Origin of the sequence: Agrococcus sp. ARC_14, from assembly GCF_022436485.1 — a bacterium.
Taxonomy (GTDB): domain Bacteria; phylum Actinomycetota; class Actinomycetes; order Actinomycetales; family Microbacteriaceae; genus Agrococcus.
Genome location: NZ_JAKUDO010000001.1, coordinates 1,850,811 through 1,868,049 on the forward strand (window position 1 = coordinate 1,850,811; position 17,239 = coordinate 1,868,049).

Sequence of the window (17,239 nt, forward strand, 5' to 3'; positions counted from 1 at the left end):
CCCACCGGCGCCCGAGCTTCGCGGGCCGAGTCCCGCATCCGTCACCATCAGCCGCAGGAGGCACCCATGGCCAGCCAGGGCATCATCAACCCGCCGATCGACGAGCTGCTCGAGACGGTCGACTCCAAGTACCAGCTCGTGATCTTCGCGTCGAAGCGCGCGCGTCAGATCAACGACTACTACACCGACATCCACGAGGGTTCGATGTTCGACAACGTCGGCCCGCTGGTCGACTCGACGATCGAGGACAAGCCGCTGTCGGTCGCCCTCCACGAGATCCACCAGGGCAAGCTCGTCCTGACCAAGGACGAGAACGCCGAGGCCTGATGCGCGTCGTCGTCGGGATCTCCGGCGGGATCGCGGCGTACAAGGCTGCGCTCGCCATCCGCGAGCTCGTGCAGGCCGGGCATGACGTGCACGTCGTGCCCACGGCATCCGCCCTGCGCTTCATCGGGCGTCCGACGCTCGAGGCGCTGAGCCGCAACCCCGTCACCGACGAGGTCTTCGACGACGTCGCCTCCGTGCGCCACGTCGCACTCGGCCAGCAGGCCGACCTGATCGTGGTGCTGCCCGCGACGGCGAACACCATCGCCAAGCTCGCACACGGCCTCGCCGACGATCTGCTCGGCACCACCATCCTCGCCTCGCGCGCCCCGCTCGTCATCGCCCCGGCGATGCACACCGAGATGTGGGAGCAGGCGGCGGTGCGGACCAACGTCGCCACGCTCGTCGAGCGCGGGGCCACGATCGTGGGCCCCGTCGCGGGGCAGCTCACCGGCGCGGACTCCGGCATGGGCCGCATGGCCGAGCCACATGACGTCGTCGCGGCGGCGCTCGCCGTCGTCGAGGGCGCACGCACCGCCGGCTCGCTGGCCGGCCGCACGCTGGTGGTCTCCGCCGGCGGCACGCGCGAGCCCATCGACCCGGTGCGCTTCATCGGCAACCGCTCGAGCGGCGCCATGGGTGCCGCGATCGCCGCCGCAGCGCGTGACGCCGGCGCCACCGTGACCCTCGTCGGGGCCAATCTCGACGTCGCTGTGCCGACGGGCGTCGAGCACGTGCAGGTCGAGACGACCGCGCAGCTCGCCGAGGCCATGGCGGCGCACGCCGGCGCCGATGTCGTCGTGATGGCCGCGGCCGTCGCCGACTACCGCGTCGACGAGGTCGCCGACGGCAAGCGCAGCAAGGAGAGCTGGGGCGAGCACCCCACGCTCACCCTGACGCAGAATCCCGACATCCTCGCCGGCCTCGCGAAGCGCCCGCGCTCGAACCTCGTGGTGGGCTTCGCGGCCGAGACCGAGACCGACGATGCGGCGCTCGTGGAGCGCGGCCGCGGGAAGCTCGCTCGCAAGGGCGCCGACCTGCTGGTGCTCAACCGCGTCGGCCACGACGAGGGCTTCGGCGACGTGGGCACGCTCGTGCGCGTCCTCGACGCATCCGGCATCATCGCCGAGCAGTCGGGCCCGAAGGCGTCAGTGGCCCGAGGCATCATCGACACCGTCGCGCAGCAGCTCGCAGCGCGCACCACCACCGCTGCCAGCACTGAGGAGCCCCGTTGAGCCTGCGCCTGTTCACCTCGGAGTCGGTGACCGAGGGTCACCCCGACAAGATCTCCGACCAGATCTCCGACGCGGTGCTCGACGCCATGCTCGCGCAGGATCCGGAGGCGCGGGTCGCGGTCGAGACGCTCGTCACGACCGGCCTCGTGCACGTCGCGGGCGAGGTGCGCACCTCGGGCTACGTCGACATCGCATCGCTCGCTCGGAAGACGATCGTCGACATCGGCTACGACTCGAGCGAGGTGTCCTTCGACGGCCACTCCTGCGGCGTCACCGTGTCGATCGGTGAGCAGTCGCACGAGATCGCGACGGGCGTCGACACGGCGGTGGAGGCGCGCGGCGGCTCCGACGACCCGCTCGACCGCATCGGCGCCGGCGACCAGGGCATCATGTTCGGCTTCGCCACCGACGAGACGCCCACGTTCATGCCCGCGACCGCCTGGGCGGCGCACCGCCTCGCAGAGCGCCTCGCCGCGGTGCGGCGCAGCGGCGAGATCGACTGGCTGCGACCCGACGGCAAGACGCAGGTGACGATCGGCTACGACGGCTTCACGCCCGTCTCCGTCGACGCCGTGCTGGTCTCCACACAGCACGCGCCCGGCGTCACGAGCGACGACATCCGCGGCGCCGTCATCGAGCACGTCATCGATCCCGTCGTCTCCGGCCTGGGGCTCGACACGAGCGCCATGCGCACGATCGTCAACCCATCCGGCTCGTTCCTCACGGGCGGGCCGAAGGGTGATGCGGGCCTCACCGGCCGCAAGATCATCGTCGACACCTACGGCGGCGCCGCTCGTCATGGCGGCGGTGCCTTCAGCGGCAAGGACCCGTCGAAGGTCGACCGCTCCGCGGCCTACGCGCTGCGCTGGGTGGCGAAGAACGCCGTCGCCGCCGGCCTCGCCTCGCGCCTCGAGGTGCAGGCCGCCTACGCGATCGGCATGGCGCAGCCCGTCGGCGTCTACGTGGAGACCTTCGGCACCGGCACGGTCTCCGACGAGATCATCCGCGACGCCATCCTCGAGGTCTTCGACCTGCGCCCCGGTGCGATCGTGCGCGACCTCGACCTGCGCAAGCCCATCTACCGGCAGACGGCCGCCTACGGCCACTTCGGCCGCGAGCTGCCCGGCTTCACCTGGGAGCGGCTCGACCGCGTCGACGCGCTGCGCTCCGCCGCGGGGCGCTGAGCCCGGTGTCGGCCGAGGCCGGCGCGACTCGCTACGCGCGCGTCGTCGTCGACTCCCGGCTGCCGCAGCTCGATCGGCTCTTCGAATACCGCATCCCGCCCGGCCTCGACGGCGTCGAGCCGGGCGTGCGCGTGCGCGTGCCGCTGCGCGGCGACCGGATGGCGAACGGCTGGGTGGTCGAGACGACGGATGCGCGGGCCTGGGAGGGCGAAATCGCCGACGTCGAGAAGGTGGTCTCGCCGGTGCCGGCGCTGCAGCAGGATGTCTGGGCGCTCGCGCGCGCCGTGGCCGACCGTGCGGCCGGCGGCGCAGCCGACGTGCTGCGGGTGGCGATCCCCGGGCGCCAGGCGCGCATCGAGAAGCAGTGGCTCGCGCAGGAGCGTGTGCCGCTGCCGGAGCTGCCTGCGCTGACGCAGGCGGAGGGCACGAGCGAGGTGCTGCCCGGGCTCGTCGAGGCGCGGCGGCGGGTCGCGATCGAGTGCGCCGGTGGCGTCGCGGAGGTCGCGCCGGTCGCGCCGGTCGCGCCGCGGGCCGCGGTTGACGAGGCCGACGCGACCGTGGAGCCCGCGGCGCCCGTCTGGGTCGGCCGCTGGGCGATCGCGCTGGCGAGCATCGCGCGGCAGGCGATCGAGCGCGGCGAGCAGGCGATCATCGTCGTGCCCGACCATCGCGACCAGCGGCAGCTGCGGCTCGCGCTCACCGCGGCGATCGGCGAGGAGCGGGTGGTCGAGCTCGATGCGCGGCAGAAGAACCCGGAGCGCTACCGAGGCTTCCTGCGCTGCATCGAGGGCGTCCCCGTCGCCATCATCGGTCCGCGCTCCGCCGTCTACGCGCCCGCGGCGAACCTCGGCCTGCTGGCGATCTGGGAGGACGGCGACCCGCTGCTGTCGGAGCAGCTCTCGCCCTGGGTGCACGCCCGCGACGCCGCGCTCGTGCGTCAGGGCCAGACCGGCTGCGCGCTCGTGATCGCCGGCCACGCGCGGTCGACGGATGCCGAACGGCTCGTCGAGCTCGGCTTCCTGGAGCACGAGCGCGTCGGCAGCCATCGCGTGCGCGTGCTGCCGGCTGCGCTCACGGACGACAGCAGGCGCGTGCCGGCATCGGCCTTCAAGGCAACGCGCGAGGCGCTGGCCACCCGCCCCGTGCTCGTGCAGGTCGCCCGCCCCGGGCATGCACCGGGTCTGCGCTGCGGCGACTGCGGCTCGCGAGCGCGCTGCACGACCTGCGCGGGTCCGCTCGGGCGGCGCTCCCGCGGGGCCGTGCCGGCATGCCGACTGTGCGGCAGGCTCGCGGCTGCCTGGCGCTGCCAGCAGTGCAAGGGCACGACCCTCACGGAGGTCGGTCGCGGCTCGTCGCGCGTCGCCGAGGAGCTCGGGAGAGCGTTCCCGGGCGTGGCGGTGGTCGTCGCCGACGGCGAGCACGAGCGACTCACCCTCGATGCGAAGCCGCGCCTCGTCGTCGCCACGCGCGGCGCCGAGCCCATCGCCGATGGCGGCTACGGCGCCGTGCTGCTGCTGGACGGCGACTCGCTGCTGTCGCGCGAGGGCCTTCGCGTTGGCGAGGAGGCGGTGCGTCAGTGGGCGACCGCTCGCGCCCTCGCCGCCGACGGCGCAGCCATCGTCCTGACCGGCGCGGGCGGCCCCGCCGCATCCGCCATCACGGGCGACACGACCGTGTCCTTCGCCAAGGCAGAGCTGGCGGAGCGCAGGGGCCTGCGCTTCCCGCCCGCCATCCGCACCGCATCTGTCGTCGGGCATCCCGACGCCGTCGCCGAGGCGCTCGAGGCGCTGGCGGAGGTTGGCCATCTCGACGTGCTCGGCCCGGTGCCGGCCCCCGCTGACGTCGTCAAGGGCAGCCGCGAGGGTGAGCTCGAGCGCGCCATCGCCCGCTTCGCCTTCGCCGACGGCGCCCTCGTCGCCGGCATCGCGCGCGGCCGCGTGCTCGCCGCCGCGGCGCGCCCCCGCAAGCCGGGCGCACCGCCTCGCCTCCGCATCCGCTTCGACGACCCCGAGCCCTTCGACGGCCTCTGAGCGCGCTCCCGCGAGCGCCCCGGCCGAGGCGATCGACAGACCGGTACCGAATTGTCGCGAGCGACGCTCTCCGCGGCCATTTGGTACCGGTCGTCATCTGCCGGGCCGATGCGCGATGATGAAGATGAGCTTCGCGCTCGCACCTCTCCACTCCGCGTCACCGTTGGGAACCATGCGCATCGTCTTCGCCGGCAGCCCCGCCGCCGCTGTCCCCAGCCTCGAGGCACTGGCCGACCGGCACGAGATCGCCGCGGTCATCACGCGCGCCGCCTCGCCGCAGGGTCGCAAGCGGGTGCTGACGCCGACGCCGGTGGCCGCGGCCGCCCAGGCGCTCGGCATCGATGTCATCGAGGCGAACCGGCTCGACGCCGAGGCCACGGAGCGCATCACGGCGCTCGAGCCCGAGCTCGCGGTCGTCGTCGCCTACGGCGGGCTGGTGCGCGAGCCGCTGCTGTCTGCGCCGCCGCACGGCTGGATCAACCTGCACTTCTCGCTGCTGCCCGACTACCGCGGAGCCGCACCCGTGCAGCGCGCGCTCATCGACGGCCACGGCGTCACCGGCGTGAGCGTCTTCCGGCTCGTCGCCGAGCTCGACGCGGGTCCGGTGGTGCGGATGCGCGAGGCGCAGATCCCGGAGGGCGCGACCGCGGGTGCGCTGCTCGCACAGCTCGCGGAGCTCGGCGCGCACGAGCTGGTCGAGGCGGTCGACGCGATCGCCGCAGGCACCGCCGTGTTCGAGGAGCAGACCGGTGCGCCGAGCTTCGCCCCGAAGCTGGCGCTCGAGGACGGCGCGCTCGACCTGCGCCAGACGGCGCCCGCGCTGCTGGCCCGCTGGCGAGGTGTCACGCCGGAGCCCGGCGCGCACGCCATGGTGCTCGACGGCCAGGGCGACGGCGAGCGGGTGAAGCTGCTCGCGCTCGCACGCTCGGGTGCCGAGCCGCTCGAGCCGGGGGAGGCTGCACTCTCCGGTCGCATCGCCGTCGTGGGCACCGGCAGCGCGCCGCTCGAGCTGCTGGAGGTGCAGCCGGCCGGCAAGCGCCCGATGGCCGGCGCCGACTGGCTGCGTGGCCGCGGCGGCACCGCCACGTTCGCCATCACCCCTCCCGCTGGTCAAGCGCCCACCTCCGCTGGTCAAGCGCCCACCTCCGCTGGTCAAGCGCCCACCTCCGCTGGTCGAGTAGCGGCCGAAGGCCGCGTATCGAGACCCTCCTCCGCTGGAGAGCCCGCCGACGGCGCACCCGTCTCGAGACCCACCACCGACGAGGCCCACGCATGACCGCCCGCGAGCGCGGCCCGCAGCGCCGCCAGCGCCCCCACGCCGGCAGCCGTCCGCAGGCCGACACGGATGCGCAGAACGCACGCCTGGTAGCGCGCGACGTCGTGCTCGACGTCGACCGCGACGACGCCTACGCCAACCTGCTGCTCCCGCGGCGCATCCGTGAGGCCGACCTCGACACGGCCGACGCCGGCTTCGCCACCGAGCTCGCCTATGGCACGCTGCGCTGGCAGGGGCAGCACGACGCGCTGATCGCCGACGCCGCCGGGCGCCCGATCGACGAGATCGACGCCGAGACGCTCGCGACGCTGCGCATCGGCTCGCACCAGCTCAGCCGCATGCGCGTGCCATCGCACGCCGCCGTGCACGAGACGGTCGCCCTGCTCCGCCACCACCGGGGTCGCGCAGGTTTCGCCAACGCCGTGCTGCGGCGGCTCTCCGAGGTGCCCTTCGAGGAGCGCCTGGCGACCATCACCGCGGGCCTCTCCGCCGACGAGCGGCTCGCGCTTGAGACCGGCCACCCCGCCTGGGTGCTGCGCGCGCTGCGCCGCACGCTCGAGCGCGAAGGAGCCGAAGACGAGCTGCCGGCGCTGCTCGCCGCCGACAACGACCCGCCCGCCGTGCAGCTGGTCGCGCTGCCAGGGCTCGCTGATCCTGACGAGCTGGGCCTCGAGGGGAGCGCGAGCCCGATCGGTCGCGTCGCCCCCTCGGGGGATCCTGCGCGCATCCCGCAGATCGTCGACGGCAGCTGGCGCGTGCAGGATGCCGGCAGCCAGCTTGCCGCGCTCGCACTCACCCGCGCGCGGCCCGCAGCGGCGGGGGAGCGTTGGCTCGATCTCTGTGCCGGCCCCGGCGGCAAGGCGGCGCTGATGGCGGCGGAAGCCGTCGCTGCAGGCGCTGCGCTCGAGGCGAATGAGGTGCTGCCGCACCGCTCGAAGCTCGTGCGGGAAGCCGTGCGGGCGATCGAGACGGCGGCACCCGGGCGCGGGCCCCGCGTCGTCACGGGCGACGGCCGCCGCTACGGCGAGGGCGACACCGCCCAGGCCTTCGACCGCATCCTGCTCGATGCCCCCTGCACCGGGCTCGGCGCGCTCCGCCGCCGCCCGGAGGCGCGCTGGCGCAAGCAGCCCTCCGACGTGCCCGCGTTGGCGACCCTGCAGGCGGAGCTGCTCGAGGCGTCCGCCAAGGCCCTCAAGCCCGGCGGCATCATCGCCTACGTCACCTGCTCGCCGCACCTGGCCGAGACGCGGGCCGTCGTCGAGCGGGCCGCGGTGCTGGGGCTCGTGCCGCTCGATACCCGTGCCGTGGTGCGTGAGCTCTCGCCCGGCATCGCGCTGGGGGAGACGGGCGACGCCGTGCAGCTCTGGCCGCACCGCAACGGCACCGACGCCATGTTCATCCAGCTGCTCACCACGAAGAGCTGATCCTCGCGCCCGTCCCGGAGCGCGGCAGCACCGCTGACTTCGCTGCCAGTTCGTGACCGATCTTCACTTCCAGCACGCTTCGAGGCGGCCGCGCGATGTCCTTGGTCCGTGAGGGCGCACCCGACACTCAATCGTGACCCTCCGGGCCCTCGAGAAGCACACCCCGCCCGATAGGCTGGAAGCCATGGTCAGGATCCACCCCAGCATCCTGTCGGCCGACTTCGTGAACCTCGAGCGAGACCTCGAGAAGATCGCGAGCGCCGACGGCGTGCACGTCGACGTCATGGACGCGCACTTCGTGCCGAACCTCACGTTCGGCCTGCCGATGGTGCAGCGCATCGCCGAGGTGACGAGCCTGCCGGTCGATGTGCACCTGATGATCGACGACCCCGACACCTGGGCGCCGCAGTACGCCATCGATGGCGTCGACTCCGTCACCTTCCACGCGGAGGCCACCCGCGACGCCGTCTCGCTCGCCCGCGAGCTGCGGGCCAGGGGCACGCGCGCCGCCATCGCCATCAAGCCCGGCACGCTCGTCGATGCGCTGCTCGAGCACCTGCCCGAGTTCGACATGGTGCTCATCATGACCGTCGAGCCTGGCTTCGGTGGCCAGTCGTTCATGGCCGAGATGATGCCCAAGCTCGAGGTCCTCCGCGGCCGCGCCGAGGAGCTCGGCCTCGAGCTCGCCCTGCAGGTCGACGGCGGCATCACCGCCGACACGCTGCCGATCGCCGCGGCCTCCGGGGCCGACGTGTTCGTGGCAGGCAGCGCCGTCTACGGCCACGCCGACCCGGCCGCGCGCATCGCCACGCTGCGCGACGCGGGCACCGGCGCGTTCGACACCGGCAGGATCGACCTGCGCGCCATCCACCGCGGCATGGCGAGCAAGCAGGGCACCACCGACACCGCCGGCACCGACACGACGGGTAGCCTGGAGCAGTGAAGACCTTCGACGAGCTGTATGCCGAGCTCGAGCGCACCGTCGCCGAGCGCCGCGAGGGCTCCCGCACGGTCGAGCTCGTCGACGCAGGCGTGCATGCCATCGGCAAGAAGATCGTCGAGGAGGCCGCAGAGGTCTGGATGGCCGCCGAGCACGAGACCGACGACGACACGGCCCTCGAGATCTCGCAGCTGCTCTACCACCTGCAGGTGCTGATGGTGGCGAAGGGCCTCAGCCTCGAGGACGTCCAGCGACATCTCTGACGCGCCTTCCCACATCCGTCAGACCTTGTAAGGAAGTCATGCTGAAGATCGCCGTGCCCAACAAGGGCTCGCTGGCCGAGACGGCCGCCTGGATGCTCGACGAAGCCGGTTACCGCGGCCGCCGCGACGGCAAGGAGCTCATCGTCGTCGACGCGCGCAACGAGGTGGAGTTCTTCTTCCTCCGCCCGCGCGACATCGCCACCTACGTCGGCTCGGGCGCGCTCGACGTCGGCATCACCGGCCGCGACCTGCTGCTCGACTCCGGCTCCGACGCGGTCGAGGTCGAGGGGCTCGGGTTCGCGCGCTCGACGTTCCGCTTCGCCGGCCCCGCCGGCACGTTCCACTCCGCCGTCGACCTGCAGGGCGTGCGCATCGCATCCAGCTACGCCCTGCTCGTCGAGCGGCACCTCGCCGAGCACGGCGTCACAGCAGAGCTCGTGCGCCTCGACGGCGCCGTCGAGTCGGCCGTGCGGCTCGGGGTCGCGGATGCCGTGGCCGACGTCGTCGAGACCGGTGGCACGCTGAAGGCCCAGGGCCTCGAGGTCTTCGGCGACCCGATTCTGTCCAGCGAGGCCGTGCTCATCTCGAACGGCGGCAGCCACCCGGGGCTCGCGACCCTCAAGCGCCGCCTCGACGGTGTCATGGTCGCCCGCGACTACGTGCTCGTCGACTACGACATCGAGCGCTCGCGCCTCGACGCCGCGGTCAGCATCGCCGAGGGCTTCGAGTCGGCCACCGTCAGCCCCCTGCAGAAGGAGGGCTGGGTCGCCGTGCGCGTCATGGTGCGCCGTGACGAGACGAACCAGATCATGGATGCGCTGGCAGACGCGGGCGCGCGGGCGATCATCGTCTCGCGAATCCACGCCGCCCGCATCTCGTGAGGGGCAGGATCTGATGCTCGCCACCCGCGTCATCCCCTGCCTCGACGTCGCCCACGGACGCGTCGTCAAGGGCGTCAGGTTCCAGGGCCTGACGGACCAGGGCGACCCGGTCGAGCTCGCCGCGCGCTACGCCGAGCAGGGTGCCGACGAGCTCACCTTCCTCGATGTGAAGGCGACGGTCGACGATGTCGGCACCATGCTCGCGGTCGTCGAGCGCTGCGCCGAGCAGATCTTCATCCCGCTCACCGTCGGCGGCGGCGTGCGCAGCCGTGACGACGTCGCGCGCCTGCTCGCGCACGGTGCCGACAAGGTGGGCGTCAACTCCGCCGCAATCAGGGATCCCGCGCTCATCGACCGCATCGTGGCCGACTTCGGCTCGCAGGTGCTCGTGCTCTCGCTGGACGTGCGCCGCTCGAGCGAGCAGCCCAGCGGCTTCGAGGTCACCACGCACGGCGGCAGCCGCGGCGCCGGTCTCGATGCGATCGAGTGGGCGAAGGAGGGCGTCTCGCGTGGCGTCGGCGAGCTGCTCGTCAACTCCATCGATGCCGACGGCACGAAGCAGGGCTTCGACCTCGAGCTGCTGCGGCTCGTGCGCGCGGCTGCCACGACGCCCGTCATCGCATCCGGAGGCGCGGGGGAGCCCGCGCACTTCGCGCCGGCGGTCGAGGCAGGGGCGGATGCGGTGCTCGCCGCCAGCATCTTCCACAGCGGGCAGTGCACGATCGGCGAGGTCAAGGGTGCGATGCGAGATGCAGGGGTGACAGTCCGATGAGCGAGCTCACGATGCCGGATCTCAAGATGGACGCCGACGGCCTGGTGGCCGCGGTCATCCAGGACGACGCGAATGGCGACGTGCTGATGGTCGGCTACATGGACGACGAGGCGCTGCGCCGCACCGCTTCCGAGGGCCGCGTGACCTTCTGGTCGCGCTCGCGCCAGGAGTACTGGCGCAAGGGCGACACGAGCGGCAACATCCAGGTGCCGCGCTCGATCGCGCTCGACTGCGACGGCGACGCCCTGCTCATCCGGGTCGATCAGACCGGCCCCGCGTGCCACACCGGCGCGCGCTCGTGCTTCTTCACGCCGGTCCCGATGACCGCGGCACCGGGAGGGACGGCGACGTGACCGACACCGAGCGCGGCGCCTTCGACGCGCTGCTCGCCGGCCACCGCGTCGTGCCGGTCATGCGCGAGGTCTTCCTCGACGCGGAGACGCCCGTCGGCGTCTACCGGCGCCTGGCGAACGGCCGACCGGGCAGCTTCCTGCTTGAATCGGCGCAGCAGGGCGTCTGGAACCGCTACTCGTTCGTCGGCGTCTCCTCCTTCGGCCAGCTCACGGCCGATCGTGGCAGCGTCGAATGGCGCTCCGAGCACGTGAGCCGCGAGCGGCTGCTGGGCGAGGACGCGCCCGAGGGCGGTCTCGCGACCGTCGAGCACGTGCTGCGCCGCTGGGCGACGCCGCGCATCGACGGCCTGCCCAGGCTCACGAGCGGCCTGATCGGTCACATCGGCTGGGAGGCCGTGCGCGAGATCGAGCGGTTGCCGAACGCACCGACGCGCGAGGTCGACGTGCCCGCGATCGCCATGAGCCTCACCGCCACCCTGGTCGTGCTCGACCATCGCACGGGCACCGCGCACCTGGTGGCGAACGTGCTCAACGACGGCGTCGACGACGCGGATGCGCTGTGGCGCGACGCGCAGGCACGGCTCGACGCGCTCGAGCACGACCTCACCCGCCCGCAGGCCGGCTCCATCGAGCGGCTCGACCGCGACGCGGAGCCCGACCCCACCCCGCGCGTGACGCCCGCCGACTTCCGCGCGATGGTCGAGACCTCCAAGCGGCACATCATCGACGGCGACGTCTTCCAGGTCGTGCTCTCGACCCGCTTCGACCTGCCGACCGACGCCGACCCGCTCGAGGTCTATCGCGCGCTGCGGGTGCTCAACCCCTCGCCCTACCTCTACCTGCTCAGCCTCGAGACCGCCGACGGCGAGCCCTACGCGGTGGTCGGCTCGAGCCCCGAGGCGCTCGTCACGGTGCACGAGGGCCGGGCGACCATGCACCCGATCGCGGGCAGCCGCCCGCGCGGTGCCGACGCATCCGCTGACCGCGACCTCGCCGACGACCTGCTCGCCGACCCCAAGGAGCGCAGCGAGCACGTCATGCTCGTCGACCTCGCCCGCAACGACCTCGCGAAGGTCTGCCGGGCGGGCACCGTTGCGGTCACCGAGCTCATGGCGATCGAGCGGTTCAGCCACATCATGCACATCGTCTCGACCGTCGAGGGCGAGATGCGCGAGGGGGCCTCCGCCGTCGACGCGTTCCGCGCCACCTTCCCGGCCGGCACGCTCTCCGGCGCGCCGAAGCCCCGGGCGCTCGAGCTGATCGACGAGCTCGAGAGCGCTCAGCGCGGCGTCTACGGCGGGGTGGTCGGATGGTTCGATCTGGCCGGGGACGCCGACCTCGCGATCGCGATCCGCACCGTCACGATGCGCGCGGGCGTCGCCCACGTGCAGTCGGGCGCGGGGCTCGTCGCCGACAGCGACCCGGAGTCCGAGCTGCAGGAGGTGCGCACGAAGGCGGCCGCGCCGCTGCGCGCCGTCGCGGTGGCCTCCTCGATGCGGCGGCGCCCGTGACGGGTCTGCTCGCGCGCGGCCGCGCGATCGCGGCGATCGGCCTGCTGCTGGCCGCGGGGCTCGGTCTGCTCGCGGCGACGCAGCCGTGGGGGAGCGCGACCCTGGTCGACGGCAGGGTGCTGAGCGCTGCCGGGCAGGATCTCGCTGGCAGCCTGACGATCGTGTCGCTCGCCTGCGCGGTGCTGGCGCTCGTGCTGCCGATCGCTGGTCGCATCTGGCGCTACATCCTGGGTGCCCTCGCGCTCGCGCTCGGCGCCGCGATCGTGCTCGACGTGCAGGCCTCGCGGGGCGAGGTCGGCCGGGCGATCGATGCGCTCGTGGCGGAGGCGACCGGGCTCGCAGGCTCCGCCCAGACCGCGGAGGTCGCCACGCTCACCGCGCACGGCTGGCCCGACGCCGGCATGGCGGCCGGCGTGCTGGCCGCGCTCGTCGGCATCTGGGTGCTGGCGACCGCCCACCGGTGGCCGGCGCGTGCCAAGCGCGCAGCCCGCTACGAGCGATCCGGATCCGGTCTTGCCTGGGATGTCATGGACGACGGCGAGGATCCGACTCGGTAGACTTGGCCGTGGCGCGCCCGCGCGCCCTGAGTTCGACCAGAGTTCGACCCGAGGAGCATCGTGAACGCACGCAACGGCATCAGCGAGGAGCACGCCGCCGAGCTGCACGTCGCCGACTACGACCCGCGATTCGTCGACCCGGGCCACGGCGACTCGAAGGCCGCCTGGATCAGCGTCGTCATCATGCTCGTCGCGGTCACCGCCGGCACCCTCTTCTTCTTCCTCGAGATGCCGATGCTCGTGTGGGCATCCGTCGCCCTGCTGGTCATCGGCTGGGTGCTCTGGCCCATCCTCGTGAAGGCCGGTCTCGGCCCGCAGGACCACTGAGCGTGCTCGACGCGCTCACGGCGGGCGCGCTCGAGGACGCCGCTCGACGACGCGAGAGCCTGCCGCTCGCGCGCCTCGAGTCGTTGGCGCGCGCCTCGCGTCAGCCGCTCGACGCCGTGGCCATCCTCGGCACGCCGAAGACCGACTCCGACGGCCCGCACATCATCGCCGAGGTGAAGCGTGCGAGCCCCTCCAAGGGCGCGCTCGCCGACATCCCTGAGCCTGCGGTGCTGGCCGCCAGCTACCAGGCGGGCGGGGCGAGCACCATCAGCGTGCTCACCGAGGAGCGTCGCTTCCTCGGGAGCCTCGACGACCTGCGTGCCGTGCGCGAGGCGGTCTCGGTGCCGGTGCTGCGCAAGGACTTCATCGCCGACGAGTACCAGTTGCTCGAGGCGCGCGCCTTCGGTGCCGACGTCGTGCTGCTCATCGTCGCCGCGCTCGAGCCGCATCGACTCGTGCAGCTGCACGAGTTCGCCGTCGACCTCGGCCTGTCGGTGCTGGTCGAGGTGCACGACGAGCGCGAGATCGACGCGGCGCTCGCTGCTGAGGCACGCATCCTCGGCGTCAACACCCGCGACCTCAAGACGTTCACCATGCATCCGGAGCGCTTCGCAGAGCTGCGCGCACGCATCCCCGCCGGCACCGTCGCGGTCGCCGAGTCGGGCGTGCGCGAGGTCGCCGACGTCGCCCGCTACCGCCAGGACGGCGCGGATGCGGTGCTCGTCGGCGAGGCGCTCGTCACCGACGGCGACCCCGCGTCGCTCGTCGCAGAGTTCGGGAGGGCCTCATGACGCAGCCTGATCAGATGAAGCAGACAGACCAGACCGCACGGCTCCGCGAGCAGCACGGGCCGTGGTTCGGGGAGTTCGGCGGCGTCTTCATGCCGGAGCCGCTCATGGGCGCGATCGACGAGCTCGCCGCCTGCTACGCGGCATGCAAGGTCGACCCGGAGTTCCAGGCCGAGTTCGCGCGTCTGTCGCGCGACTACACCGGCCGACCCTCGCTGCTCACCGAGGCGACCCGCATGAGCGAGCAGGCCGGCGCCCGCATCCTGCTCAAGCGCGAGGATCTCAACCACACCGGCAGCCACAAGATCAACAACGTGCTCGGCCAGGCGCTCGTCGCGCAGCGGCTGGGCAAGACGCGGCTGATCGCCGAGACCGGCGCCGGCCAGCACGGCGTCGCCACGGCGACCGCGGCGGCGCTGTTCGGCATGGAGTGCACCATCTACATGGGCGAGGTCGACACCGAGCGGCAGGCGCTCAACGTCGCTCGCATGCGGCTGCTCGGCGCCACCGTCGTGCCCGTCACGAGCGGCTCGCGCACGCTCAAGGACGCCATCAACGAGGGCCTGCGTGACTGGGTCGCCAACGTGGACACCACGCACTACCTGATGGGCACCGTCGCGGGCCCGCATCCGTTCCCCGAGATGGTGCGCGACTTCCACCGCGCGATCGGCGAGGAGGCGCGCGAGCAGACCATCGCGCTCACGGGCGGCCTGCCCGACGCCGTGCTCGCGTGCGTGGGAGGCGGCTCGAACGCCATGGGCATCTTCCACGCATTCCTCGACGACGCCGACGTGCGCCTGATCGGCCTCGAGGCGGCCGGCGACGGCGCAGAGACCGAGCGGCACGCGCTCTCCATCGAGCGGGGCGCGCCCGGCCTGCTGCACGGCATGCGCACCTACCTGCTGCAGGACGACGACGGCCAGACGCTCGAGTCGCACTCGATCTCCGCCGGCCTCGACTACCCGGGCGTCGGCCCCGAGCACGCGTGGCTCCACGACATCGGTCGCGCCGAGTACCTGCCGGTGAGCGACGCGGAGGCGATGGATGCGTTCCTGGCGCTCACGCGCACCGAGGGCATCATCCCCGCGATCGAGTCGGCGCATGCGATCGCCGGCGCGCTGCGGCTCGCGAAGGAGCTGCCGGGCTCGACCCTGCTCGTCTCGCTCTCCGGGCGCGGCGACAAGGACGTCGCGACCGCGGGCCGCTGGTTCGACATGATCGATGAGGGAGCGCAGCAGCTGTGAGCAGTGTGCAGGCACCGAGCAGCGTCGAGGACGCGATCCGCGCGACCGGCAACCGGGCGCTGATCGGCTACCTGCCGGTCGGCTTCCCCGACTTCGCCACCAGTGTCGACGCCGTGGTCGCGCTGGCCGAGGCCGGCTGCACCGCCATCGAGCTCGGCGTGCCCTACTCGGACCCGGCGCTCGACGGTCCGGTCATCCAGGCCGCGACGCAGGCGACGCTCTCGCGCGGCTTCCGGCTCGAGGAGCTGTTCGACGCGCTCGAGGCGATCACGGCGAGAACCGATGTGCCCGTGCTGGTCATGACCTACTGGAACCCGGTGCTGCGATACGGCGTCGACCGCTTCGCGGAGCGCCTCAAGGCGTCAGGCGGGGCAGGCCTCATCACGCCCGACCTGACGCCCGAGAACGCCGGTGCATGGCTGGCGGCGGCCGAGCGGCACGATCTCGACCACGTCTTCCTCGCCGCACCCTCGTCATCCGATGCCCGCATCGATGCCGTGGTCGCGGCCTCCCGCGGCTTCGTCTACACCGTCGCCACCATGGGCACCACCGGCGCCCGCGCCGACGTCGATCAGGCAGCCCGCGTGCTCGCCGACCGCATCGCGGCGCGCGGCAGCCGTGACGCCCAGACGCTCCGCTGCGTGGGCATCGGCATCTCCACGCCCGAGCAGGTGCGCGACGTGCTGAGCTATGCCGACGGCGCCATCGTGGGCTCGGCGCTCGTGCGCGCGCTCGGCGAGGGCGGCGTCCCCGCGCTGCGCGAGCTCGCCGCGTCGCTCGCCCTGGGTACACTCGACGGCGGCGCTGCGGCGCCGGCCCCGGCATCGCAGACACAAGCCCCGGCGTCGCCGACGTCAGCCCCGGCGTCGCCGACACAAGCACAGAAGGGCACCTCCGCGTGACCAGTCTCTTCCAGAGCATCCCCAGTCCGAGCCCCGAGTGGCAGCAGCTGGCGATCGGCCAGTGGCTCGAGGCGATCGGCGTGATGCCGCTCGTGCAGGGCTCGGTGCTCGGTGCCGTCATCTTCGGCCTCATCGTGGGCGCCATCATCGCCGCGATCGTCCTCGTCGTCTGGCTGCTGGTCGGCTCGCTGACCAGGAGGGACGCGGGCTGGACGATCCTGATGAGCCTGCTCTTCGGTGTCGCCCTCGGCTTCCTGCTGCGCATCGTCGGCCCGAGCTGGGGCGTGCAGACCTACGCGCTGTGCATCCTCGCCGGCATCGTGGTGGCGACGCTGCTCACCGGCTACCGGCTGCGGCAGCGCGGCGTCGAGGCGGGCTTCGTCATCGACATCGCCGTCTGGGCTGTGCTGCTCGGCATCGCCGCCGCGCGCGTCTTCCACGTGCTCACGCACCCGGACGACTACTTCGGTGCCGGGCGCGACCCGATGACGGCGTTCTACATCTGGGAGGGCGGCATCGCGATCTTCGGCGCCCTCATCGGCGGCGCGATCGGCATCTGGATCGGCTGCCGCCTCACGGGCCTGCGCTTCAGCACCTTCGTCGACGCGCTCGCCCCCGGCCTGCTGCTCGCACAGGCCTTCGGCCGGCTCGGCAACTGGTTCAACCACGAGCTCTTCGGCCAGCCGACCGACCTGCCGTGGGGCCTCGAGATCGAGGCGACGAACCCGGCGTTCCCCATCGGTCTGCCGGCAGAGACGCTGTTCCACCCGACCTTCGCCTACGAGATCCTCTGGAACGTGCTCGGTGCCGCCGTGCTGCTCTGGCTCGACCGCAAGCGCGACGTGCAGTGGGGTCGCCTGATCGCGCTCTACCTCATCTGGTACGGCCTGGGCCGCTCGGTCTTCGAGACCATCCGCCTCGACCCGTCCGAGCTCTTCCTCGGCATCCGCACGAACGTCTGGATGGCGTTCCTCGCCATCGCGGTCGGCGTGATCGCCTGGGTCGTGCAGACACGCCGCCACCCCGGGCTGGAGCCCTCGCCGTGGACCGCAGGGCGCGAGCCCGGGTCTGACGAGGGCGTAGACTTCGAGGTCTACACGGACCTCCCCGAGTCCCGCACCCAGGACGACGTCGAGACCACCGCCGCAGATCCCGCGGCCGCAACCAGTAGTCCTGCGCGCACCTGAGCGCGCTTGCGGGCCGACGGCGTCCCGCTCCGAACGCAGTT

The 17,239-nt window shown here is 72.8% G+C and carries 17 protein-coding genes and 1 pseudogene; all 18 read left to right on the forward strand.

Annotated elements, in window-relative coordinates; genetic code table 11:
• Positions 1-66: 66 nt before the first annotated feature.
• The 18 genes and pseudogenes from rpoZ to lgt all read left to right on the forward strand — a co-directional run bounded on the left by rpoZ (position 67) and on the right by lgt (position 17,198).
• On the forward strand, positions 67-327 hold the full coding sequence (rpoZ, locus tag MKD51_RS09115) for a DNA-directed RNA polymerase subunit omega (protein WP_240239994.1): 261 nt from the start codon (positions 67-69) through the stop codon (positions 325-327).
• Positions 327-1,559 (forward strand): bifunctional phosphopantothenoylcysteine decarboxylase/phosphopantothenate--cysteine ligase CoaBC, encoded by a 1,233-nt coding sequence (gene coaBC / locus MKD51_RS09120; protein WP_240239995.1) that lies wholly within the window; start codon positions 327-329, stop codon positions 1,557-1,559. The genes rpoZ and coaBC overlap by 1 nt, the downstream gene beginning before the upstream one ends.
• Positions 1,556-2,743 carry a methionine adenosyltransferase gene (gene metK, locus MKD51_RS09125; protein WP_240239996.1) on the forward strand — a complete coding sequence of 396 codons (1,188 nt, stop codon included), beginning with the start codon at positions 1,556-1,558 and terminating at the stop codon, positions 2,741-2,743. Before coaBC ends, metK begins: the two co-directional genes overlap by 4 nt.
• 5 nt (positions 2,744-2,748) lie before the next feature.
• A complete protein-coding gene (locus tag MKD51_RS09130; protein WP_240239997.1) occupies positions 2,749-4,773 on the forward strand; it encodes a primosomal protein N' in 2,025 nt (674 codons plus the stop codon).
• 172 nt (positions 4,774-4,945) lie between these two features.
• A pseudogene (locus MKD51_RS09135) lies at positions 4,946-5,842 on the forward strand (methionyl-tRNA formyltransferase); the annotation flags it as partial.
• Between the two features lie 203 nt (positions 5,843-6,045).
• Complete coding sequence (locus MKD51_RS09140) at positions 6,046-7,473, forward strand: transcription antitermination factor NusB (RefSeq protein WP_240239998.1); 1,428 nt, start codon at positions 6,046-6,048, stop codon at positions 7,471-7,473.
• Positions 7,474-7,657: 184 nt separating this feature from the next.
• A complete protein-coding gene (gene rpe, locus MKD51_RS09145; RefSeq protein ID WP_240239999.1) occupies positions 7,658-8,416 on the forward strand; it encodes a ribulose-phosphate 3-epimerase in 759 nt (252 codons plus the stop codon).
• Complete coding sequence (locus MKD51_RS09150) at positions 8,413-8,676, forward strand: phosphoribosyl-ATP diphosphatase (protein ID WP_240240000.1); 264 nt, start codon at positions 8,413-8,415, stop codon at positions 8,674-8,676. Before rpe ends, MKD51_RS09150 begins: the two co-directional genes overlap by 4 nt.
• A gap of 38 nt (positions 8,677-8,714) precedes the next feature.
• The gene (hisG, locus tag MKD51_RS09155; RefSeq protein WP_240240001.1) at positions 8,715-9,557 is read left to right on the forward strand and encodes an ATP phosphoribosyltransferase; all 843 of its coding nucleotides are present in this window, start codon (positions 8,715-8,717) and stop codon (positions 9,555-9,557) included.
• A gap of 10 nt (positions 9,558-9,567) precedes the next feature.
• Positions 9,568-10,329: an imidazole glycerol phosphate synthase subunit HisF gene (hisF, locus tag MKD51_RS09160; RefSeq protein WP_277604000.1), complete on the forward strand. Its 762-nt coding sequence runs from the start codon at positions 9,568-9,570 to the stop codon at positions 10,327-10,329.
• Complete coding sequence (gene hisI, locus MKD51_RS09165; RefSeq protein WP_240240003.1) at positions 10,326-10,682, forward strand: phosphoribosyl-AMP cyclohydrolase; 357 nt, start codon at positions 10,326-10,328, stop codon at positions 10,680-10,682. Before hisF ends, hisI begins: the two co-directional genes overlap by 4 nt.
• On the forward strand, positions 10,679-12,193 hold the full coding sequence (locus MKD51_RS09170) for a chorismate-binding protein (RefSeq protein ID WP_240240004.1): 1,515 nt from the start codon (positions 10,679-10,681) through the stop codon (positions 12,191-12,193). The genes hisI and MKD51_RS09170 overlap by 4 nt, the downstream gene beginning before the upstream one ends.
• Entirely contained in the window at positions 12,190-12,750 is a 561-nt protein-coding gene (locus MKD51_RS09175) for a Trp biosynthesis-associated membrane protein (protein WP_240240005.1), read from the forward strand. The genes MKD51_RS09170 and MKD51_RS09175 overlap by 4 nt, the downstream gene beginning before the upstream one ends.
• Before the next feature lie 102 nt (positions 12,751-12,852).
• Entirely contained in the window at positions 12,853-13,077 is a 225-nt protein-coding gene (locus MKD51_RS09180; RefSeq protein ID WP_240240907.1) for a DUF6704 family protein, read from the forward strand.
• Positions 13,078-13,079: 2 nt separating this feature from the next.
• Positions 13,080-13,868 (forward strand): indole-3-glycerol phosphate synthase TrpC, encoded by a 789-nt coding sequence (trpC, locus tag MKD51_RS09185; RefSeq protein ID WP_240240006.1) that lies wholly within the window; start codon positions 13,080-13,082, stop codon positions 13,866-13,868.
• 14 nt (positions 13,869-13,882) lie between these two features.
• Positions 13,883-15,109: a tryptophan synthase subunit beta gene (trpB, locus tag MKD51_RS09190; protein ID WP_240240007.1), complete on the forward strand. Its 1,227-nt coding sequence runs from the start codon at positions 13,883-13,885 to the stop codon at positions 15,107-15,109.
• Positions 15,106-16,011, forward strand: coding sequence for a tryptophan synthase subunit alpha (trpA, locus tag MKD51_RS09195; RefSeq protein ID WP_240240008.1), 906 nt, complete (start codon positions 15,106-15,108; stop codon positions 16,009-16,011). Before trpB ends, trpA begins: the two co-directional genes overlap by 4 nt.
• Positions 16,008-17,198, forward strand: a complete 1,191-nt coding sequence (lgt, locus tag MKD51_RS09200) for a prolipoprotein diacylglyceryl transferase (RefSeq protein WP_240240009.1) — start codon at positions 16,008-16,010, stop codon at positions 17,196-17,198. Before trpA ends, lgt begins: the two co-directional genes overlap by 4 nt.
• Positions 17,199-17,239: the final 41 nt, after the last annotated feature.

Coding starts and splice junctions, on each gene's coding strand:
- rpoZ (WP_240239994.1), top strand. CDS start 67: ATGGCCAGCCAGGGCATCATCAACCCGCCGATCGACGAGCTGCTCGAG.
- coaBC (WP_240239995.1), top strand. CDS start 327: ATGCGCGTCGTCGTCGGGATCTCCGGCGGGATCGCGGCGTACAAGGCT.
- MKD51_RS09140 (WP_240239998.1), top strand. CDS start 6,046: ATGACCGCCCGCGAGCGCGGCCCGCAGCGCCGCCAGCGCCCCCACGCC.
- rpe (WP_240239999.1), top strand. CDS start 7,658: ATGGTCAGGATCCACCCCAGCATCCTGTCGGCCGACTTCGTGAACCTC.
- hisG (WP_240240001.1), top strand. CDS start 8,715: ATGCTGAAGATCGCCGTGCCCAACAAGGGCTCGCTGGCCGAGACGGCC.
- hisI (WP_240240003.1), top strand. CDS start 10,326: ATGAGCGAGCTCACGATGCCGGATCTCAAGATGGACGCCGACGGCCTG.
- trpB (WP_240240007.1), top strand. CDS start 13,883: ATGAAGCAGACAGACCAGACCGCACGGCTCCGCGAGCAGCACGGGCCG.